This is a genomic window from Sphingobium aromaticiconvertens (genome assembly GCF_037154075.1).
Classification (GTDB): domain Bacteria; phylum Pseudomonadota; class Alphaproteobacteria; order Sphingomonadales; family Sphingomonadaceae; genus Sphingobium; species Sphingobium aromaticiconvertens.
Genome location: NZ_JBANRJ010000001.1, coordinates 4,777,951 through 4,797,502, shown reverse-complemented (window position 1 = coordinate 4,797,502; position 19,552 = coordinate 4,777,951). Strand labels below are relative to the sequence as shown.

Annotated in this window: 19 protein-coding genes; 9 read left to right on the top strand and 10 right to left on the bottom strand. The window is 62.3% G+C overall.

From position 1 onward, the window contains the following. Positions 1–30 precede the first annotated feature (30 nt). Together nadB and WFR25_RS23240 are read left to right on the top strand one after the other, a co-directional pair. Positions 31–1,623 carry an L-aspartate oxidase gene (gene nadB, locus WFR25_RS23245; protein ID WP_336974099.1) on the top strand — a complete coding sequence of 531 codons (1,593 nt, stop codon included), beginning with the start codon at positions 31–33 and terminating at the stop codon, positions 1,621–1,623. Beyond that, a complete protein-coding gene (locus WFR25_RS23240; RefSeq protein WP_336975018.1) occupies positions 1,620–2,300 on the top strand; it encodes an OmpA family protein in 681 nt (226 codons plus the stop codon). Before nadB ends, WFR25_RS23240 begins: the two co-directional genes overlap by 4 nt. Before the next feature lie 52 nt (positions 2,301–2,352). Here the strand turns inward: WFR25_RS23240 and WFR25_RS23235 are convergent, their stop codons facing one another. Continuing rightward, positions 2,353–3,207, bottom strand: a complete 855-nt coding sequence (locus tag WFR25_RS23235; protein ID WP_419723180.1) for an alpha/beta fold hydrolase — start codon at positions 3,205–3,207, stop codon at positions 2,353–2,355. Positions 3,208–3,380: 173 nt separating this feature from the next. Here WFR25_RS23235 and WFR25_RS23230 point away from each other — a divergent pair, with 173 nt between their 5' ends. Then, positions 3,381–4,553 (top strand): serine hydrolase, encoded by a 1,173-nt coding sequence (locus tag WFR25_RS23230; RefSeq protein ID WP_336974097.1) that lies wholly within the window; start codon positions 3,381–3,383, stop codon positions 4,551–4,553. A gap of 6 nt (positions 4,554–4,559) precedes the next feature. Here WFR25_RS23230 and WFR25_RS23225 read toward each other — a convergent pair whose 3' ends face one another. Genes WFR25_RS23225 through WFR25_RS23215 form a run of 3 tightly spaced genes read right to left on the bottom strand, consistent with a single transcriptional unit; the run spans position 4,560 to position 6,253 of the window. Beyond that, on the bottom strand, positions 4,560–5,393 hold the full coding sequence (locus WFR25_RS23225; RefSeq protein ID WP_336974094.1) for a transporter: 834 nt from the start codon (positions 5,391–5,393) through the stop codon (positions 4,560–4,562). Positions 5,394–5,441: 48 nt separating this feature from the next. Further along, positions 5,442–5,918, bottom strand: coding sequence for an SRPBCC domain-containing protein (locus WFR25_RS23220; protein WP_336974091.1), 477 nt, complete (start codon positions 5,916–5,918; stop codon positions 5,442–5,444). After that, positions 5,915–6,253 (bottom strand): ArsR/SmtB family transcription factor, encoded by a 339-nt coding sequence (locus WFR25_RS23215; RefSeq protein WP_336974088.1) that lies wholly within the window; start codon positions 6,251–6,253, stop codon positions 5,915–5,917. The genes WFR25_RS23220 and WFR25_RS23215 overlap by 4 nt, the downstream gene beginning before the upstream one ends. A gap of 101 nt (positions 6,254–6,354) precedes the next feature. Here WFR25_RS23215 and polA point away from each other — a divergent pair, with 101 nt between their 5' ends. Then, positions 6,355–9,144 carry a DNA polymerase I gene (polA, locus tag WFR25_RS23210; protein WP_336974086.1) on the top strand — a complete coding sequence of 930 codons (2,790 nt, stop codon included), beginning with the start codon at positions 6,355–6,357 and terminating at the stop codon, positions 9,142–9,144. A gap of 105 nt (positions 9,145–9,249) precedes the next feature. Here polA and WFR25_RS23205 read toward each other — a convergent pair whose 3' ends face one another. Then, positions 9,250–9,912, bottom strand: a complete 663-nt coding sequence (locus WFR25_RS23205) for an MlaA family lipoprotein (RefSeq protein ID WP_336975015.1) — start codon at positions 9,910–9,912, stop codon at positions 9,250–9,252. Here WFR25_RS23205 and WFR25_RS23200 point away from each other — a divergent pair. Beyond that, entirely contained in the window at positions 9,890–10,123 is a 234-nt protein-coding gene (locus tag WFR25_RS23200) for a hypothetical protein (protein ID WP_336975055.1), read from the top strand. The genes WFR25_RS23205 and WFR25_RS23200 overlap by 23 nt on opposite strands. 155 nt (positions 10,124–10,278) lie before the next feature. On the opposite strand, the gene WFR25_RS23195 is transcribed toward WFR25_RS23200, so the two are convergent. Then, positions 10,279–11,169 (bottom strand): prephenate dehydratase, encoded by an 891-nt coding sequence (locus WFR25_RS23195; RefSeq protein ID WP_336974084.1) that lies wholly within the window; start codon positions 11,167–11,169, stop codon positions 10,279–10,281. A gap of 172 nt (positions 11,170–11,341) precedes the next feature. Here WFR25_RS23195 and WFR25_RS23190 point away from each other — a divergent pair, with 172 nt between their 5' ends. Then, on the top strand, positions 11,342–11,989 hold the full coding sequence (locus WFR25_RS23190; RefSeq protein ID WP_336974082.1) for a c-type cytochrome: 648 nt from the start codon (positions 11,342–11,344) through the stop codon (positions 11,987–11,989). A 480-nt stretch (positions 11,990–12,469) separates the two neighbouring features. Here WFR25_RS23190 and WFR25_RS23185 read toward each other — a convergent pair whose 3' ends face one another. The 4 genes from WFR25_RS23185 to WFR25_RS23170 all read right to left on the bottom strand — a co-directional run bounded on the left by WFR25_RS23185 (position 12,470) and on the right by WFR25_RS23170 (position 13,720). Next, a complete protein-coding gene (locus WFR25_RS23185) occupies positions 12,470–12,805 on the bottom strand; it encodes a DUF6481 family protein (protein WP_336974079.1) in 336 nt (111 codons plus the stop codon). A gap of 79 nt (positions 12,806–12,884) precedes the next feature. Beyond that, positions 12,885–13,091 carry a cold-shock protein gene (locus WFR25_RS23180; RefSeq protein ID WP_336974078.1) on the bottom strand — a complete coding sequence of 69 codons (207 nt, stop codon included), beginning with the start codon at positions 13,089–13,091 and terminating at the stop codon, positions 12,885–12,887. A 237-nt stretch (positions 13,092–13,328) separates the two neighbouring features. After that, positions 13,329–13,514: a hypothetical protein gene (locus WFR25_RS23175; protein ID WP_336974076.1), complete on the bottom strand. Its 186-nt coding sequence runs from the start codon at positions 13,512–13,514 to the stop codon at positions 13,329–13,331. After that, positions 13,511–13,720: a helix-turn-helix transcriptional regulator gene (locus tag WFR25_RS23170; RefSeq protein ID WP_336974073.1), complete on the bottom strand. Its 210-nt coding sequence runs from the start codon at positions 13,718–13,720 to the stop codon at positions 13,511–13,513. The genes WFR25_RS23175 and WFR25_RS23170 overlap by 4 nt, the downstream gene beginning before the upstream one ends. A gap of 407 nt (positions 13,721–14,127) precedes the next feature. Between WFR25_RS23170 and thrS the strand changes: the two genes are divergently transcribed. The 3 genes from thrS (at position 14,128) to WFR25_RS23155 (ending at position 19,469) form a co-directional block, all read left to right on the top strand. Further along, positions 14,128–16,113: a threonine--tRNA ligase gene (gene thrS, locus WFR25_RS23165; RefSeq protein ID WP_336975013.1), complete on the top strand. Its 1,986-nt coding sequence runs from the start codon at positions 14,128–14,130 to the stop codon at positions 16,111–16,113. A 127-nt stretch (positions 16,114–16,240) separates the two neighbouring features. Further along, on the top strand, positions 16,241–16,774 hold the full coding sequence (gene infC, locus WFR25_RS23160; RefSeq protein WP_336974070.1) for a translation initiation factor IF-3: 534 nt from the start codon (positions 16,241–16,243) through the stop codon (positions 16,772–16,774). A gap of 166 nt (positions 16,775–16,940) precedes the next feature. After that, complete coding sequence (locus WFR25_RS23155; protein ID WP_336974068.1) at positions 16,941–19,469, top strand: penicillin-binding protein 1A; 2,529 nt, start codon at positions 16,941–16,943, stop codon at positions 19,467–19,469. The last annotated feature ends 83 nt before the right edge of the window (positions 19,470–19,552 follow it).

Below are 19,552 nucleotides of genomic sequence, written 5' to 3'. Positions count from 1 at the left end.
ATCGGTGGCGAAGATAATATAGAGAGACGGATGCCCACCATAACCCACGACGTCATCATCATCGGCTCCGGCGCGGCGGGCCTGACCGCCGCGATCAATCTGGCGCAAGATCGCAAGGTGCTGGTGTTGGCGAAGGGGGCGCTGGACGGCGGCTCGACCAACTGGGCGCAGGGCGGGATCGCCGCCGTGCTCGACGGGGGCGACAGCTTCACCGCCCATGTCGAGGATACGATGATCGCGGGTGCGGGCCTCAACAACCGCAAAACGGTGGAGTTCGTCGTCTCCAACGCCCCGGCCGCGATCGAGCGGTTGGCGGAACTGGGCGTCCCGTTCAACGCTGGAGAAGATTTCGGCGAACGCTGGCACCTGACGCGCGAAGGCGGGCACAGCCATCGCCGCATCGTCCATGTCGACGACGCGACCGGCGCGGCGGTTCAGCAAGCGCTGGTCAAGGCGGCACAGGATAATCCCAACATCACCCTGATGACCGACATGGTCGCAATCGACCTCATCACCTCGCGCCATGGGGAGAAATATTCGGGCGATGGCCATGTCTGGGGCGTTTATGCCTATAACAAGACGACTGGCCATGTAGATGCGCTGCTCGGCCGGGCGACGATCCTGTGTACCGGCGGGGCGGGGCGCACCTATCTCTTTTCCACCGCGCCGCGCGGCGCGACCGGCGACGGCATCGCCATGGCCTGGCGCGCGGGCTGCCGCGTTTCCAACATGGAGATGAACCAGTTCCACCCGACCTGCCTCTATAATCTGGAGGTCAAGAATTTCCTGATCACCGAAGCCGTGCGCGGCGAGGGCGGGCGCCTAAAGATCCCCGGCACCGGCTATCGCTTCATGCCCGATTTCGATTCCCGCGCGGAACTCGCGCCCCGCGATATCGTCGCCCGCGCCATCGACCATGAGATCAAGCGTCTCGGCCTCGACTATGTCCATCTGGACATCAGTCACAAGCCGCCCGAGTTCGTGAAGCACCACTTCCCGACCATCTATGCGCGATTGCTGGACCTGGACATCGACATCACCAAGGAGCCGATCCCGGTCGTCCCCGCGCAACATTATACCTGTGGTGGCGTCGTCATCGACCTTGATGGCCGCACCGACATGCCCGGTCTTTATGCGGCGGGGGAAGTCACCGAAAGCGGCCTGCACGGCGCCAACCGCCTGGCGTCCAACTCGCTGCTCGAATGCTTCGTCTTCGGCGAAGCGGCGGCCAAGCATATCCGCGCCCATTGGGACGATCTGCCCGCTCCCCCATCGATCCGGGCATGGGACGAAAGTCGCGTCACCGACAGCGACGAAGAAGTGATCGTCCAGCATAACTGGCGCGAAATCCGCCGCTTCATGTGGGATTATGTCGGCATCGTCCGCACCACCAAGCGGCTGGAACGCGCCCAGCATCGCATCGCCCTGCTGGCGAGCGAGGTCGACGAATATTACGGCAATTTCCGCGTCACCCCCGACCTCATCGAACTGCGCAACCTGCTGGAAGTCGGCCGCCTGATCGTCCGCTCCGCCCTTCACCGCAAGGAAAGCCGGGGCCTCCACTACACGCTCGATTATCCCGAAACGCTGCCGCAAGCGGTGGACACAATACTCGCCCCCTGAACCCTCATGCTGGTCAGAGAATTGATGGTTTTACGCCCGGCCATCGTCGGGGGACATTTGCCCCTCCAATAGCGGGTACCATCATCGATCTACCTTCCTATACCCTGTTCGAATATGATGAAGCGGCGCTGATGCCAGCAGCCGGGGCGGAACTGCGCAAGGCGGCAGAACTGATCCGCCGGAGTCCTTCCGGAGCGATCCAAGTGATCGGCCATACCGACAGCAAGGGCGACGACTCCTATAACCAGAAGCTTTCCGAAGCGCGGGCGAAGACGGTCGCGGACTGGTTCCACCGGCAGACGGCCGATCATCCGACTCCTCCACCTGACGTGCGGGCCAATCATTCTGGTGGCGGCCGGCGAAAGGAGCTATGTGGGAAGTGCGATAAGGGAGGCTTAATGAAGATATTGGTTGTAGCAACACTGGTGGCTGTAACGGCTTCTGTCCCGGCTTTTGCCAAAGATCGGGTTCCGACCAGAGCCGAGCGTATCGCGATTGAGAAAAAGCTTCACAGCTTGGGCTACACCAGTTGGGACAGCATCGAACTCGACGACGACAGGCCGTATCATGAGCCGAAGTGGGAGATTGACGACGCCCGTAAGGGGAACGGCCCTCGCTATGATGTTGATCTTGAGCCCCGTACTCTTAAGGTCATCCGGGAAAAACAGGACGACTGACAAGCCGTCGTAAATGGTGGTTTTCAGGCAGCGTTCCGCCATCTTCCGTATCTCAACCCTTGAGAAAGTCCCGCAATGCCGCGTTGAACCGCGCAGGCTGGTCCGCCATCACCACATGCCCGCTCGGCCCGATCGCCGTCAGCATCGCGCCCTTGTTCGCCGCATAGGCCGCGCGAAATCGCCGCGTGATCTCTGCCGCCTGTACCGCGTCCGCGCCCACGGCATAGACGACGCTCAACGGCGCGTTCATCTTGCCCAATTGTGGACCCAGATCGATATTAGCCAGATCACGCAATGCGTTGGCGACGACATCGGGATCACTGCCCTGTGCGCCCGGCGCTTGCCCGACAATCTGCGCCAGATAGCCGCGCCCCGCCTTCGTACCCGTAAAATAGCTGCTCAGTTGATCAGCCAGATAGCCCATGCCCTGCGCCGTGCCGCCGACCATGCCCGCGCCCGCCGGCAGCATGTCGACTACCATCACGCGGCCCGCCATCCCGCGCAGTCCCAGCATCATCGCCAGCGTGCCGCCCATCGAATGGCCCACGATTGCCGGGCGCTTCAGCCTCTCCGCGTCGATATAGCGCGCAATCTCGTCCACCAGCGGCGCGATCAGTGGTCCGCTGGCGTTAGCTTCCGGTGCCAGCCGCGCAAAGCCGCGCACCTGCACCAGATGATAACGATAGCCGGGCAGGGCGGTCAGTTGCCCGTTCCAGATGCCTGGACCACTGGCAAGGCCGGGGATCAGCAGCACGTCCTTCCCGCTTCCCCGCACGGTCACGGCAATGCGGCGAGAGGCGAAGGGTGCGGCCAGCGCGATGGAGGGGCGCAGGGCCAGCGCGGTCGCGCTGCCACCCATTACAGCCAGCATCGCGCGGCGGCTCATCCTGAGGAAAGGGGTCTGCATGGGATGCCTATTGCGGTATTTGCCCTGAACAGCAAATGAGCGATCCGCAAAAGCGACGGACGGGTTCCCGCGTTCAGCCTCCTTACATCGTGAATGTGGAATCATTCGTCGCATCGGGGTTGCGTGTCCGCCATGTGGCCGTGCCCTATATGGCGGTTATTGCGGGGTTATTCATGCGTTTGAAGCGAGGGGGGCAGAAATATCGCCCCGAATCCAGAGGTGAATTCAGGGGCACTGCTCGACTGGTCCTGTTGATGCTGGCGCTGTCCGCCTGCGTCAGCGCGCCCGAGCCGCCGCGTGCGGCCGCCGCCAGCGCCCGTCCTCCATCGGGCCGCGTCCAGCCGACCACCTCGACCTTTCCGATCAGGCCGGTCGCCAACCCGCCCAGACCCTATCAGGACATCAACCAGCAGGAAGCGCCGCCGCCCGCGCTTGTCAGCCTCATCCAGTCGCTTGGTCGCAACTTCAACGGTCGCGTGGGGATCGCTGTGCGCCGGATCGGTGCGGGATGGACCGTCGCCCATAATGGCGACGTCCTTTTCCCGCAGCAGAGCGTGTCGAAACTTTGGGTGTCGATGACCTTCCTCGACGCGGTGGATCGGGGCAAACTTAGCCTCAACGGATCGACCACGATCACAAAACGCGACCTGACCCTGTTCCATCAACCCAGCGCCGCCAATGTGGGCGCGAGCGGATGGACCACGACCTATGACGACCTGATGTACCGGGCGATGACGAAGAGCGACAATACCTGCAACGACGCGCTGTTGCGCGCGTCGGGCGGGCCGGATGCGGTGCGCGGTTTCCTGGCACGGCGGATGATCAGCAATATCCGCTTTGGCCCCGGCGAGCGTCTGCTGCAATCGACGACCGCCGGTCTTGACTGGCGGCAGGATTATTCCATCGGCCGCAATTTCTACGCCGCCCGCTCAGCGCTGCCGATGGCGGTGCGGGAAAAGGCGTTGAACAATTATCTCGCCAGCCCGCCGGATGGCGCTGCCCCTGCCTCGATCGTCGCCGCGCTGGCGAAGCTGAAGCAGGGCGACATGCTCTCCCCCAACTCCACCCGGCTGCTGTTGTCGGTGATGGAGGAGGCCAAGACCGGGCCGCAGCGGATCAAGGGCGGCGTGCCCGCCGGCTGGCGTTACCTGCACAAGACCGGTACGGGGCAGGAGCTGAACGGCCGCTCGACCGGCTATAATGACATCGGCATCATGACCGCGCCCGACGGCACCAGCTATGCGGTGGCAGTGATGATCGGCAGCACGACATTGCCCATTCCCTCGCGCTGGGAACTGATGCAGGCGGTGGCAAAGGCGGTCGCGACCAACCATGAACTGCGCTAAGGCGGGTCAAAATCGCTGCGCCACCCCGATATAGAATTGGGTGTCGGGACTGTCATGGTTGAGGCCCAGATTGGCGCCGATATCCAGTTGCAGGTCGTCCGACGGTTGCCAGCCAAGGGATAGCCCGGCCAGCATCTGTGTCGCATGGCCCGATGGGTCTTCGTCGCGGAAGGCGGAGAATTCCGCGGCGCTCGATAGGCTGTCGAACAAATCGAAGGTCAGTCCCGCGACCGACCCATAAGCCAGGTGACGCCCCGATCCGTCCTCATCCACCGCCGCATCGACCTCCGGCGTAAGTTCCAGTCCCATGCCTGCGTTCAGTTCCACTGTGACGGGCGCCAGCAGCCCCGCGGCCCAGTCCCCGGCGCCGATCGCATGACCACCGACTGGCAGCGTTGCACAGGGCATTAACGCGATCGACACGCCCGACCCATTGGGGTTCTGGAGATTGCGGCGCAGCGCCAACGCCACATCGCCCATACCGCTTGTCCGATCCACCATGCCCGTCGTTCGATCACGGGTGCGGACATAGCCATAGCCGGTCCAGCCAATCTGCGCTTCCAGATGCTCGGTCAGGCCAAGGCGCGCCAGCGCGTCGCCCGCAATGATCGTATCGACCTGCATGCTACCGTCCCGCTCGCGCATCCAGTCGCCAAGGCCCAGTTCAAGAACGACCCGTCCCGGCTCCATCGTACAGGCGGGCGTTCCCAGTCCCGGCCGGTCGGCGCACAAATCCCGCTCGCCCTGCGCCCACGCGGTAGCTGGCAGCAGGGCGAGCAACAACCCGGCGCTGAGCAACGATCCGGGCAACAGGCGGGACATGATCGGACACATGGCCATCGCATGCACCCGATCCTGCCCAGCGTCACGCGTTTCCCGCGGGCAGGATCAGCCTTGCGCGCCGCGCAGTTCCGCGACGACATCGGCCAACTGATCGAGACCCGAATTGATGCCGGATTCAATGCCCGCGCCGACATGAGTCGCGTGCATCGCCAGATTGGCGAACACGGTCCGCGCCACCAGCCGCGTGCGATCGCCCGGCAGCGGCTCGAACGTTACGGTTGTCACCATCTTCTCTGCGCCGGGCAGTTCGAACGCATTGTCATAGACGATCCGCTGATCGGGCACGATGTCCAGATACTCCCCGCCAAAGGCCGGATTTTGCTTGCCGTCCGGCCCGGTCATCGCAAAGCGCCACTTGCCACCCACGCGAAAATCCATCTCGCACAATGTCAGCGGCCAGCCCTTGGGGCCAAACCAACGGCGTACATGTTCCGGCGCGCTATGGGCACGGAACAGGATAGAGGGCGGCGCGTCGAAGTCGCGCGTGACGGTGATGGAACGCCGTTCTTCGTCCTGATTCATGATTTTTGCTCCTCTTGCCTTAACGTCTGCACATAGTCTTCCAGCCGGTCGAAACTGGCTTCCCAGAAGCGGCGATAGTCGCCGATCCATCCGGCGGCCTGTTCCAGCGGCGCTGCATTCAGGCGCACCGGGCGCCGCTGGGCATCCCGGCTGCGCGTCACCAGTCCTGCGCTTTCCAATACTTTAAGATGTTTGGAGATGGTCGGCTGGCTCAGCGAGAACGGGGCAACCAAGTCGCTGACGCTCGCTTCTCCTCCCGCCAGCCGCGACAATATCGCCCGCCGTGTGGGGTCCGCCAGCGCGGCAAAGACCTGATCGAGTGACGCAGCCTGCATGGCCTGATCCTTATATTGCTGAATAACTATATAGCTAAATATGAATATAAAGCAATGGCGGCTATGGAGCACGGGCGTGCAACGCGCTATTCGCCAATGCCATGACACAGAATCACCTCTACCTCGTCGACGGCAGCGGCTATATCTTCCGCGCCTATCATCAGCTTCCGCCGCTCACCAACCGGCATGGCCAGCCGGTCGGTGCGGTCTATGGTTATACGACGATGCTGTGGAAACTGGCCGAGGAATTGGGCAAGGCCGAAGGCCCGACGCACATGGCCGTGATTCTGGACAAGGGGTCGCATACGTTCCGCAACGACATGTACGACCAGTATAAGGCGCAGCGCCCACCCGCGCCCGAAGATCTGGTCCCGCAATTTCCGATGATCCGTGACGCGACCCGCGCCTTCTCGCTCCCCTGTATCGAGGAAGCGGGGTTCGAGGCGGACGATCTGATCGCCAGCTATACGCAGGCCGCCATTCGCGCCGGCTGGCACGTCACCATCGTCAGTTCCGACAAGGATTTGATGCAGCTCATCCAGCCCGGCGTCGACATGTACGACACGATGAAGAATGAGCGGCGCGGCCCTGACTATGTGATGGGCAAGTTTGGCGTTCGCCCCGAACAATTGGGCGACGTCCTCGCGCTGATGGGCGACAGCGTCGACAATGTGCCGGGCGTGCCGGGCATCGGTCCCAAGACCGCATCCAAACTCATCACCGAATATGGCGATCTGGAAAGCGTGCTGACCGCCGCGCCGATCATGAAAAAATCGAAGATGCAGGAAAATCTGATCGCCCATGCGGAGATGGCGCGGCTGTCGCGGCGGCTGGTCGCACTCTACGACACGATGGACCTGCCCGAGCCGCTGGAGGATCTCAGCCTCAAGGGCATTCCGCCCGAGCCGCTCCAGACCTTCCTGGAACATCATGGTTTCAAATCGCTGCTGACCCGGCTGGGCGTTTCCACGGCAGCGGTGGCCGTAGCCGCGACCTCCGCAGCAATGACGGAGGCTCGCCCCGCACCCGCAGCGCCGGTGGCGGAAGTGGCGCCGCCTATCGACCGCAGCCTCTACGAAACCGTCGTGACGGAGGAGGCGCTCGACCGCTGGGTCGCCGCCGCCCGTGCCGAGGGCGTGGTCGCGGTCGATACCGAAACCGACATGCTCGATTGTGTATCCTGCGCCCTCGTCGGCATCAGTCTGGCGGTCGGCCCCAACCGGGCCTGCTATATTCCGGTGGGGCATGGCGGCACCGACATGTTCGCCGAAAAGCCGCCACAGCTTCCCAAGGATCTCGTTCTTGCGAAGCTCAAGCCGTTGCTGGAGGATGACGGCGTCCTCAAGGTCGGCCAGAATCTCAAATATGACATGACGGTGCTGGCCCGTCATGGTGTCTCGATCACCCCCTTCGACGATACGATCGTCATGAGCTTTGACCTCGACGCCGGGCAAAGCCTTGCCGGTCATGGCATGGACGAGGCGGCGAAGGTTCACCTCGATCACATCTGCATCGCCTTCAAGGATGTGGTCGGCACCGGCAAGAAGCAGATCACCTTCGCCGAAGTGCCGCTCGACCGGGCGACCGAATATGCGGCGGAGGACGCGGACGTCACCCTGCGCCTGTGGAAACTCTACAAGCTGCGCGTCGCCGCAGAAGGAGCCACCCGCGTCTATGAACTGGTCGACCGCCCGCTGGTCCCGGTGATCGCGAAGATGGAACATGCGGGCATCAAGGTAGACCGCGATCACCTCTCGCGTCTGTCCGCCGAGTTCAGCGCGGGTATTGCCGCGCTGGAAACCGAAATACACGCCCTCGCGGACCAGCCCTTTGCGATTGGCTCGACCCAGCAACTGGGCGCGATCCTGTTCGAAAAAATGGGGCTGAAGGGTGGCAAGAAGGGCAAGTCCGGCGCCTATTCCACCGACGTCACCGTGCTGGAGCAATTGAAGGCGCAGGGCGTCGAGATTGCAGGCAAGGTGCTCGACTGGCGGCAACTCTCAAAGTTGCGCTCCACCTATACCGACGCGCTCCAGCAACAGATTAACAAGGACACCGGCCGCGTCCACACCAGCTACTCGCTCTCGGGCGCGCAGACGGGTCGCCTCTCCTCAACTGATCCCAATCTTCAGAATATCCCGATCCGCACCGAAGTCGGGCGTCAGATCCGCCACGCCTTCGTCGCCGAGCCGGGCAATGTCATCCTCGCGGCGGACTATAGCCAGATCGAATTGCGCCTCGCCGCACACATCGCTGACGTCCCCGGCCTGCGCGACGCCTTCCTCGCGGGCGAGGATATTCACGCCGCCACCGCGCAGCAATTGTTCGGGGAGGTCAATCGCGACACGCGCGGACGGGCCAAAACGATCAATTTCGCGATCCTCTATGGCATTTCCCGCTGGGGTCTGGCGGGCCGTCTGGAGATTGGCGCGGACGAAGCACAGGAGATGATCTCCCGCTATTATGAGCGCTTCCCCGGCATCAGCGTCTATATCAACGAGACGCTGGAGAAGGCCCGCGCCAACGGTTACACCGAAACGCTGTTCGGTCGTAAAACCTGGTTCCCCCGCATCCGCGCATCCATCCAGCATGAACGCCAGGGAGCCGAACGCGCCGCGATCAACGCGCCGATTCAGGGCACCAGCGCGGACATTATCAAGCGCGCCATGGCCCGCATGGGGCCAGCCCTGCTCGGCGCAGGCCTGCCCGATGTGAAAATGCTCCTGCAGGTCCATGACGAACTGGTATTTGAAGTGCCGCAGAGCGACATCGAAGCCGCCAGTGCGGTCATTCGCCATGTCATGGAAACCGCCGCCGAACCGATCGTGAAACTCTCGGTGCCGCTAGGCGTGGAAATCGGGACGGGGCCAAGCTGGGGTGCGGCGCACTAAAGCGAATTGCGATCCGATTGCATCGGATCAACCATCCTAAGTTTTTGGTTTAACGCATTTCCGAGTCGTCGGGTGATTGGCTGCGCCGAACTGCGTTTCCATCCCCTATTCCGGTGTTTTGCGTTTGCCATGCAACGCATCGATCTCCGCCTGACGCGTTCGCAGGTAATTTTTCTTGCCCGCCGTATAAGGGTCTTCGTCCCCGTCGCGTAATGTCTGAATATCATCGTCGGCTTCGGCGCGCTCGTCGAGCAGTCGTACAGTGGTGGTCGGAATGGCATAGAGAGGTTCGCTGAATGGCGTACCGACGGCATAGGGCAATACCGACAAATCTACGAGGCGCCCGGTGACGTCGCGCAGGGTCGTGGGACCGATCAAGGGCAGATACAGATAGGGTCCGGGCTTTACGCCATAATAGCCCAAAGTGTACCCGAAGCCATTATTTCGACGTGGCAAATGGAATGGTTTTTTCTTCGCGGTGTCGAACAGTCCGACAAATCCAAGCGTGGAGTTGATGCCGAAGCGCCCGGCTGTCTCTGCCGCCTTGCCGGGTTTCAATTGCAACAGGTAGTTCAGAAAGATGACGGGTTCCTGAAGGTTGCTGAGGAAGTTTCGCACGCCGCTTCGCACGGGGCCGGGCACCGATTTCTTATATTTCATGGCGACCGGGCCGGTGACGGCCTTGTCGACCGACTGGACTGCGTCGAAGGCCTGAACGTTCACGGACTCGAACGGATCGACTCGCGTGGAACGGTCTCCCGCCGTCACAACGATGGCCTCGCTCCCTGCATTGGGCGGGGAGGGCGTCGCCGGCTCGGCTGTCGCGGGCGGCGGCGCGGCGGCGGCGGGAGCTGCCGCCGAAGGGACCGGCTGCTGTGCGGTTGCCGGAACGGGCGAAGCCAAGGACGTTGCCTGCATGCTGGTCAGCAACATGGGAAGGGCGAAGGCCGAAATGGTCAAGCGGGCGGACTTCCTGTAAATTATTTGATTTTACGTGTCGTGGTCGTAGCCAGCATATAGGCAGTGTCCGCCAGGAAACCACAGTGCAATTTTGCAGGCGCGCAGGCGATGCCGCTTCTCAATGCTCTTTATATAACCCAAATCCAACCGTCCGCGCGATTCAGCAAGCCTCGCTTACGTCCGGGGCCGCGCCTGCCGGTAGCTCCCCAGCACTCGCACCCACTTGGTATGGAATTCCAACTCCGCGAGCGCGCGATCGACCGCCGGGTCGCCCGGCATCCCTTCAATATCGCAATAAAATTCGGTCGCGGCGAAGCTCGCGCCCCGCTGATAGCTTTCCAGTTTGGTCATGTTGACGCCATTGGTCGCAAAGCCGCCCATCGCCTTGTACAACGCGGCGGGCACGTTCTTCACTTCGAACAGGAAGGTGGTCATCACCGGGCCGATCCCCGCCTGCGGCACTTGCAGGTCGCGCGATAATATGACGAAGCGTGTCATATTATCGTCGCTATCTTCGATATTCTCGGCGATCAGGCGCAACCCATAGAGTTCGGCGGCCAGATAGGGCGCGATCGCACCCGCGCCCGGCTCGCGCATTTCCGCGACCAGCGCAGCCGCGCCCGCCGTGTCGGCATAGCTCACTGGCTGGATGCCCCGCTCGCGCAGATAATGGCGGCACTGGCCCAGCGCCTGCGGATGGCTGATCGCGCTCTTTACCGGCTGGTCGTCCGGCGCCATCAGGCAATGGCGAATCCGCAGAAAATATTCGTCGATGATGTGCAGCCCCGATTCGGGCAGCAGGAAATGCATGTCGGCGACCCGGCCGTGCAAGCTGTTCTCGATCGGAATGATCGCTCGGGCGGCCAGTCCGTTGCGTACTGCATCGATCGCATCTTCGAACGCGAAACAGGGCAGCGGTACGCAGTCGGGCGCATAGCCGAGCGCGGCCAGATGCGAATTGGCGCCGGGCGCGCCCTGATAGGAAATGGCGCGTGCCGGATCGGCTGCTGCCTTTTGGGCCATGTCCGCGACAAGGGTGCGGGCGGGGAGGGGAAAGTTTTCCATCGACCCCTGCGCGCTTAGGGGGTTGACGATCCTCACGCAAGCGCGTCCCCGCAAAAGCGTGGCTTTGCCTTGCCTCCATGCTTGCGCGTTCGCGTTTGCGCCATTATGGCAGCCCCCAAAGGGGGTAGGGAAGCAGGCCCCCAGAACAGAAATTCAAGGGAAACTGAGCGAAATGGGCGATCGTTTCAACACCGTTGCAGGCTGGGCGTTGTTCGCGGGCATTATCGCGCTCGGCGGTGCGATTGTCAGTTCCAAGATTTTTCATGAAGAGAGGCCCGAGAAAATGGGCTTCGCGATCGAGGGTGTGGAAGCTGAGGGCGATGGCGCCGCAGCGGCCGGTCCCGGTCTCAATACGTTGCTGGCCAGCGCCGATGTCGCAGCCGGTGAGAAGGTGTTCGCCAAGTGCGCCGCCTGCCACACCGTCAACTCGGGCGGCGCCAACGGCATCGGTCCCAACCTGTTCGGCACGGTCGGCGAGGCAGTTGGTGAAGGCAAGGGCGGCTTCGCCTTCTCCGAAGCGCTCAAGAGCAAGGGCGGTGCCTGGACTTTCGAGCAGATGGATCATTGGTTGAAGAGCCCGCGTGAATTCGCGCCCGGCACGAAGATGACCTTTGCCGGCCTTGGCAACCCTGCCGATCGTGCGAATCTGATTGCCTGGCTCAATACGCAAGGGTCGAACCTGCCGCTGCCCGCAGCGGACGCAGCCCCGGCTGCCGCTGAAAACAGCGCTGCGCCAGAGGGGGCTGCGACGAACGCTGCCAACACGGCCGAAGGCGCTGTGGACAAGGCACCTTTGGAAGCGGCTCCGGCGGCTCATTAAGCCAATCTGTTGGGCGGGTGGACTGACCACCCGTGCAGCGATGTGGAAATCGGGAGAGCGCGGTGCTGTGTGCCGCGCTCTTTGCTTTTATCGTCCGCTGGTTTCCAGCGATGTCGAGAAAGGCAGCTTGGGCGCCAGGGCAAGCTGCGTTAAATCCGACGCGGGGCGCTCGCTCCAGCTCGTTGTTGTCGCCTCGTTTTTGCGAAAAACCGGTTTCCACTTTTTCACACGATGCTCCAGGCCGTGGCCTTGCAGCTCTTGCTTGGACCTCCAGAATCTGAATAATCCTGCCTTGGGTTGTGTCAGGGTCGGACGTTCCGCGCGCTGAACATCGCTTCTGGAATGCGGGATAATCGCGGTGGCCCATAAAACCGGACACACACCCGTAGGTCGCGGTCCGATTCGCTCGGCCGCGGCTGTGCTTTCGTGTCCCCGGCGATAACGTCGAAGACGCACCATCGCCGGGTCACATAACCGTTTCTACTTCTTACGCTTTTTGCGCGCTTCATACTTCGCGTCGCGAGCGGCTTTTTTCTCGGCTTCCGTCAACTCGGGCTTCTGCTTGGCTGCGGCAGCAGCCTCGGCGGCTTCCTTGGCCAGCCTGGCTTTCTCGGCTTTGGCTTCTTCCCGTGCAACACGGGCCAGCCTGCTCTTTTCCAGCGCGGCGGCTTCCCGCTCCAGCCGTCGGGCGTTCTGCTCGGCAAGAACAGCTTCGTCTACGGGCGGTTTCGCGCGCAATTTGGCAAGGGCCTCGTCCCTGGCGCGGTTGGCGCTGGCGACACGGTCCTGAAAACTCGGTTCCTTATATCCTCGCATTAGTCGTAATCTATCCTTCGGTCAGTGATGGGTCGTAAGGTGCCGGGTGTGACGATCGCCGCATCCCGGCACTATCAATTCAGGCCGGCTGAAGATTGACGGCAGAGGTCTTGCCCCGACGGTCATTTTCCAGCTCATAGGAAACGCGCTGGTCCTTCTCCAGGGTGTGCATGCCTGCACGCTCGACCGCCGTGATGTGGACGAAAGCATCGTCCCCGCCGCCCTCGGGCGCGATAAAGCCATAGCCCTTGTCGGCGTTGAAGAATTTGACTGTTCCGGTGATCATTATGAATATCCTTGTCCTAATAGGACTGGGGGCACGCGCGACCATTCGCGCATACAAGCTTTGTGAGGCAAATGGGGGACAAGGGGTGAGCCGTGGCGGCCCGATATCCGTCAAAACGCGACGTCAGCTTAACGCGCATAGCCCAAATCCCGGCAAATGGGAAGGCATGGCGGACAATGAGCCGGTTACATCTGGGCCGCACCCCAATAGCCATGAGAAAAAACCGGTGCATAAGCTTTACAACAATATCGGTTTCCACAACGGACGCGTTCGCTCGGCAACCGCCCCTGCGCGCTCCTGCGCTGCCTCGAACGGCAGCGCGTCGGTGTTCGCACCGACCGCATCTGCGCGCCAGTGCATCAGCCCGGCCTTCGCCACGACCAGCAACAGGAAGGCAGCAAGGGCGACCCAAGCCAATCTCATGCTTCCGTCGCCTCCTCGTCGCTAGAGAATATATCCTCAATCCGCATAGCAAAAAGCGCGGCGATGCGGAAGGCGAGCGGAAGGGACGGATCATATTTGCCCGTTTCGATCGCATTGACGCTCTGTCGCGAGATGTTGAGCTGTTGCGCCAGTGCGCTTTGGCTCCAGTTCCGCTCGGCCCGCAATATCTTCAGGCGGTTCTTCACGGCGACCCCCTCAAGCCCAAATTCCTCAAGCCCTGCCGCCCGGAAGAATCGGGCGTGCGCGATCGTCGCTGGTCATCATCGGCAGGACCTCCTTGAGCATATAAAGTCAAGTTTCCTTTACATTCTCAAGTCAATTTTGTCAAGGATACATTACATTATGTCGATCAGGCTTGTCATGCGGGACGTCAGAATGCGGCATGCTGAATGCCATGATCGTTTCCTCATAAAAAGGATGATATATCATCCTCTATTCATCCTGCCTCGATATCCGCTCCGGCGCAAGGCACTGTTGGATCGTTCCAAAACCGCCCTTCTATTGACAGTCCGATCCGCCCATCTAAGGGGAGAAGCCCGGAAAATCCGATCCGGCCCATATCTTTTCAAGAAAGCGATCCCCCGTGTCCGCCATGCTCAAGATTACCCTGCCCGATGGTTCCGTGCGTGAAGTCGCGCCCGGCACTACCCCGGCGGACATTGCAGCGGCGATCGGCCCGGGCCTCGCCAAGGCGGCGATCGCTGCGCGGGTCGATGGCGAACTGCGCGATATCATGCGCCCGCTGGAGAGCGACGCGAACCTCGCGCTGGTGACGGCGCGGGACGAGGCGGACGCGCTGGAACTCGCGCGCCACGACTTCGCCCATATCCTGGCCGAAGCGGTGCAGAGCCTGTTCCCCGGCACGCAGATCACCTTCGGTCCGTCCACCGACGACGGCTTTTATTACGACTTCGCGCCTAAAGACCGCCCTTTCACGGACGAGGATCTGCCCGCGATTGAGGAGGCGATGCGAAAGATCATCGCCGCCAACAAGCCGTTGCGCCGCGAAGAGTGGAGCCGGGAGGATCTGATCGCCCGCTGGAATGCAGAGGGTGAGACGTTCAAGGCGCAATGGGCCGCCGAACTGCCCGGCGATGAGCCGCTGACGGTTTACTGGTCCGGCTCCGACTGGCTCGACATGTGCCGGGGGCCGCATCTGGCCTCGACCGGGCGGCTCGATCCGCAGGCGTTCAAGCTGACGCGGGTGTCGGGTGCCTATTGGCGTGGCGACCAGAAGAACGCGATGCTCTCGCGCATCTACGGCACCGGCTGGCTGAACAAGAAGCAGTTGCAGGAGCATCTGACCCGGCTGGAGGAAGCGGGCAAGCGCGATCATCGCAAGATCGGTCAGGAAATGGACCTGTTCCATCTCCAGTCCGAAGCGCAAGGGTCCGTCTTCTGGCATCCCAAGGGCTATATCATCTGGCGCCAGCTAGAGGCTTATATGCGCCGTCGACTCGATGCTGCGGGCTATGAGGAAGTGAAGACGCCGCAGCTCATGGACGCGCGCCAATGGGAGCAGTCGGGTCACTGGGGTAAATATCGCGAAAATATGTTCGTGGTCCCCGACGAAGTGCCCAATGTCGAGGATGAAGGCCCGGTCCTGTCGGGCGAGGCGGACATGATGGCGTTGAAGCCCATGAACTGCCCCGCGCACGTCCTGATCTTCCGTCAGGGCATCAAAAGCTATCGTGACCTGCCATTGCGTCTGGCCGAATTTGGCTGCTGCCACCGCAATGAAGCGCATGGCGCGCTGCACGGCATCATGCGCGTGCGCCAGTTCACGCAGGACGACGCGCATATCTTCGTGCGCGCCGATCAGTTGGTGGAGGAGGTCACGGCCTTCTGCGACCTGCTGGACGTGGTCTACAAGGACCTGGGCTTCGAAAGCTATGCGATCAAGCTGGCGCTGCGACCCGAGCAGCGCTTCGGCACCGATGAAATGTGGGACTGGTCGGAACAGTCGTTGCGGGACGCCGTGGCGCAGGCCGGGCGCGCGACGGAGGCTTATGGCTGGGAGGAGCTTTCGGGCGAGGGCGCTTTCTACGCGCCCAAGCTGGAGTTCCACCTGACCGACGCGATCGGACGGACCTGGCAATGCGGTACGCTCCAGACCGACACCGTGCTGCCTGAGCGACTCGACGCCAGCTATGTCGGTGAAGATGGCGAACGGCACCGGCCGATCATGTTGCATCGCGCGATCCTGGGGACGTTCGAACGGTTCCTCGGGATATTGATCGAGCATTATGCCGGGCGCTTCCCGCTGTGGCTGGCGCCGGTGCAGGCGGTCGTCGCGACCATCGTGTCGGATGCGGACGATTATGCCATGCAGGTTGTCGAGAAGCTGAAAGCCGCTGGAATTCGCGTCGAAGCCGATGTGCGCAACGAGAAGATCAACTATAAGGTGCGCGAGCATTCGCTGGCCAAAGTGCCCAATCTGGTCGTTGTCGGCCGTCGCGAGGCGGAGGAGGGCACGGTCGCTCTAAGGGTGCTGGGCAAGGAGGGGCAGACCATGCTTTCGCTCGACGATCTGATCGCGCGTCTTGCAAATGAAGCGCTGCCGCCCGATATACGGTGAGGCAGCAATGCCACAAGGGTTGGTGATTCCGTCACTACGGAACCACCGCCCCCTTTGCGCTTTGTATAAAAGCCGCTAAGAGCCACCCGTCTTAACGACCATAGGAGATACTGCTATACGACCCCCGATGATGCGCCGCCCGCTGGCGCCGCCGCCGAAATCCGGCCCTCGCTACAACGAATTCATCACCGTGCCCAAGGTGCGGGTGATCGACGAGGAAGGCGAAAATCTGGGCGTGTTGTTGACGCAGGAAGCGATCGAACAGGCGGCCGATGTAGGCCTTGACCTGGTCGAAGTCTCCCCCAACGCCGACCCGCCGGTCTGCAAGTTTCTGGACATTGGCAAGTTCAAGTACGAGGCCCAGAAAAAGGCGAATATCGCCCGCAAGACCCAGAAGACGCAGGAACTCAAAGAGATCAAGATGCGTCCGAACATCGACGATCATGATTATGATACGAAGATGAAGAAGGTCCATGATTTCATCGGCGACGGCGACAAGGTGAAGATCACCCTGCGCTTCCGTGGTCGCGAACTCTCCCACCAGCAGCTTGGCATGGCCCTGTTGCAGCGCGTGGCCGAGAATGTGGCGGAGATCGCCAAGGTCGAAGCCTATCCGCGCATGGAAGGCCGCCAGATGCTGATGGTGCTGGCGCCGAAATAAGCGCCGCCGATTAGCTTCACGGCTTTATCGGGCGGGGTCTGGATGTCAGGCTCCGCCCGATCGCGTTTTCAAGCGGCTGCATCCATGCTGATAGTGAAACCCCAAACCCAATCCGTCGATCGGTGCTGGCAATGGTCGCCGGATTTGCCTAGAGCCTTTTTTCAGCATGGAAGAGGCCACATCCCCCCCCGAACAATCTGACATTGCCTATCGCCTGCGCCGGGAGGCCGGTGGGGCAAAGGTGTGGTTCGCGCGCCTGTGGGCGCGACGCCCGTTCCGCTGGGCGGGAATCGCCTTGGGCGCGCTGCTGGTCGCTATGGTCCTGTTCTGGCTGATCTTCGCGCGCGGGCTGCCCGATGCCGCGACCCTGCTGGAATATGAGCCGCCGTTGCCGACCATCGTGCGCGACGTCAACGGCCAGCCCGCCCACAGCTATGCGCGCGAACGGCGCGTCCAGTTGCAGTATAGCGATTATCCGCCGCTGCTGATCCGCGCCTATCTGGCGGCGGAGGACAAGACTTTCTTCGAACATCATGGCGTCGATATTCCGGGGTTTGCCGGGGCCGTGGTCGATTATGCGAGCAAGCTCGGCTCCGGCCAACGCGCGCGGGGCGGGTCCACCATCACCCAGCAGGTGGCGAAGAACCTGCTGATCGGTGACGCCTATTCACCCACGCGCAAGGTGAAGGAGATGATCCTCGCCTACCGCATGGAAAATGTGCTGTCGAAGCAGCAGATATTGGAACTCTACCTCAACCAGATTTTTCTCGGCCGTAACGCCTATGGCGTGCAGGCGGCGGCGCGGGCCTATTTCGACAAGGACGTCGCAGACCTGAAGTTGCACGAAATGGCCTATATGGCGATCTTGCCCAAGGGACCGGCCAATTATCGCCCGGAAAGTCCACGCGGAATGGAGCGGGCGCTGGAGCGCCGCAACTGGGCACTGGGCGAGATGGCCAGCAATGGCTGGATCACCGCCGCGCAAAGGGATGAGGCACGCGCGCAACCGCTGGGCACTGTCGCCGCGCATGGCGCGCCCTTCGGCACGGCGGGCGGCTATTATATGGAAGAAGTGCGCCGCCGCCTGATCGATCGGTTTGGCGAAAAGGCGGAGGATGGTCCCAACAGCATCTATGCTGGCGGCCTGTGGGTCCGCAGCCCTTACGACCCGGTGATACAGGACAGCACGGCGACCGCGCTGCGCAACGGCTTGTTGCGCTTCGACGCGGGCAAGGGCTGGTCGGGGCCGGTGGGCAAGATCAATATCGCCGATGGCTGGGAGCGCGAACTGGCCGCCAGCAATGTCGGCGTCGATTATGCGGAGTGGAAGGCGGCGGTCGTCATCGCCAAGGATGGCGGCACCGCGCAGATCGGTTTCACTGATGGCACGACCGGAACCCTGCCCGCATCCTCGGCGCAGCTTGGCTACCGCAAACAGGGCGTGCCTGCCTTTACAGCGATTCAACCGGGCGACCTGATCGTGGTCGCGCCCAACGGGTCCAGTTGGGCCTTGAGGAATGTTCCCGAAGTGTCGGGCGGCATGGTGGTCGAGGAAACGCATAGCGGCCGCATCCATGCGCTTCAGGGCGGCTTCGATTCGCGCCTGTCCTCCTATAATCGGGCGACCCAGGCCAATCGGCAGCCTGGCTCCACGATCAAGCCGTTCGTCTATGCCGCCGCGCTGGACAATGGCATGACCCCCGCGTCGATCATCGTCGATGGACCGCTGTGCGTCTATCAGTCGGCCAGTCTGGGGCAGAAATGCTTCCGCAACTTTTCGGGCGGAGGTGCTGGGCCGCAGACGCTGCGCTGGGGCGTTGAGCAGTCGCGCAACCTGATGACCGTGCGCGCTGCCAGCCAGACCGGCATGGAGCGGGTCGTGCGGACCATCAAGGCGATGGGAATTGGCGATTACCAGCCTTACCTCTCCTTCGCGCTGGGCGCGGGCGAGACGACGGTGGAAAAGATGACCAACGCTTATGCGACGCTGGTCAACCATGGTCGCCTGCTGAGTCCCAAGGTGATGGACTATGTTCAGGACCGGCGTGGCAAAGTGATCTGGCCGGAACGCTGGCGGCCCTGCGACGGCTGCAACATGGCCAGTTGGGACGGCAAGTCGATGCCGCGCTTCGGCTTTGAGGGCAAACAGGTCATGAACCCCATGACCGCCTATCAGGTCGTCCACATCACCGAAGGCGTTGTCCAGCGCGGCACCGCGACGGTGCTCGCCGACCTCAAGCGTCCCTTGTTCGGCAAGACCGGCACCACCAACGGTCCGACCAATGTCTGGTTCGTGGGCGGGTCGCCCGACCTCGTCGCTGGAGTCTATATCGGTTACGATCAGCCCCGCAGCCTTGGCGGTTGGGCGCAGGGCGGACGCATCGCCGCGCCCATCTGGAAGGCGGCGATGGCCCCGATTCTGGAGACGATGCCCAAGACCCCCTTCATTGCCCCTGCGGGCATCCGCATGGTCACGATCGACCGGCGATCGGGCAAGCGGGTCTATGGCGCCTGGCCCACCGACGAACCGAAAGCCGCCGTGATCTGGGAAGCCTTCAAGCCCGAATCGGAACCGCGCCGCTCCATCCGCAAGGAAGAGGCCGAAGCGCAGGCCAAGGTCGCCGAGCGTCGTGCCGCGAGCGTCCGCCCGCGCACGGATAGCGACTTCCTGTCAGATCAGGGCGGCATATATTGAGCTATTGAGAAGGGATCGTTCGGGCGGCGCTTGTCGAAGTCCCGTATTTCCCTCAATAGGGCGACCTTTCGAGCGGTGATCAG

Coding starts and splice junctions, on each gene's coding strand:
- infC (WP_336974070.1), top strand. CDS start 16,241: ATGATGCGCCGCCCGCTGGCGCCGCCGCCGAAATCCGGCCCTCGCTAC.
- polA (WP_336974086.1), top strand. CDS start 6,355: ATGACACAGAATCACCTCTACCTCGTCGACGGCAGCGGCTATATCTTC.
- WFR25_RS23185 (WP_336974079.1), bottom strand. CDS start 12,805: ATGCGAGGATATAAGGAACCGAGTTTTCAGGACCGTGTCGCCAGCGCC.
- WFR25_RS23235 (WP_419723180.1), bottom strand. CDS start 3,207: ATGCAGACCCCTTTCCTCAGGATGAGCCGCCGCGCGATGCTGGCTGTA.
- WFR25_RS23180 (WP_336974078.1), bottom strand. CDS start 13,091: ATGATCACCGGAACAGTCAAATTCTTCAACGCCGACAAGGGCTATGGC.
- WFR25_RS23155 (WP_336974068.1), top strand. CDS start 16,941: ATGGAAGAGGCCACATCCCCCCCCGAACAATCTGACATTGCCTATCGC.
- WFR25_RS23220 (WP_336974091.1), bottom strand. CDS start 5,918: ATGAATCAGGACGAAGAACGGCGTTCCATCACCGTCACGCGCGACTTC.
- WFR25_RS23225 (WP_336974094.1), bottom strand. CDS start 5,393: ATGGCCATGTGTCCGATCATGTCCCGCCTGTTGCCCGGATCGTTGCTC.
- WFR25_RS23190 (WP_336974082.1), top strand. CDS start 11,342: ATGGGCGATCGTTTCAACACCGTTGCAGGCTGGGCGTTGTTCGCGGGC.
- thrS (WP_336975013.1), top strand. CDS start 14,128: ATGCTCAAGATTACCCTGCCCGATGGTTCCGTGCGTGAAGTCGCGCCC.
- nadB (WP_336974099.1), top strand. CDS start 31: ATGCCCACCATAACCCACGACGTCATCATCATCGGCTCCGGCGCGGCG.
- WFR25_RS23175 (WP_336974076.1), bottom strand. CDS start 13,514: ATGAGATTGGCTTGGGTCGCCCTTGCTGCCTTCCTGTTGCTGGTCGTG.
- WFR25_RS23195 (WP_336974084.1), bottom strand. CDS start 11,169: ATGGAAAACTTTCCCCTCCCCGCCCGCACCCTTGTCGCGGACATGGCC.
- WFR25_RS23230 (WP_336974097.1), top strand. CDS start 3,381: ATGCGTTTGAAGCGAGGGGGGCAGAAATATCGCCCCGAATCCAGAGGT.
- WFR25_RS23215 (WP_336974088.1), bottom strand. CDS start 6,253: ATGCAGGCTGCGTCACTCGATCAGGTCTTTGCCGCGCTGGCGGACCCC.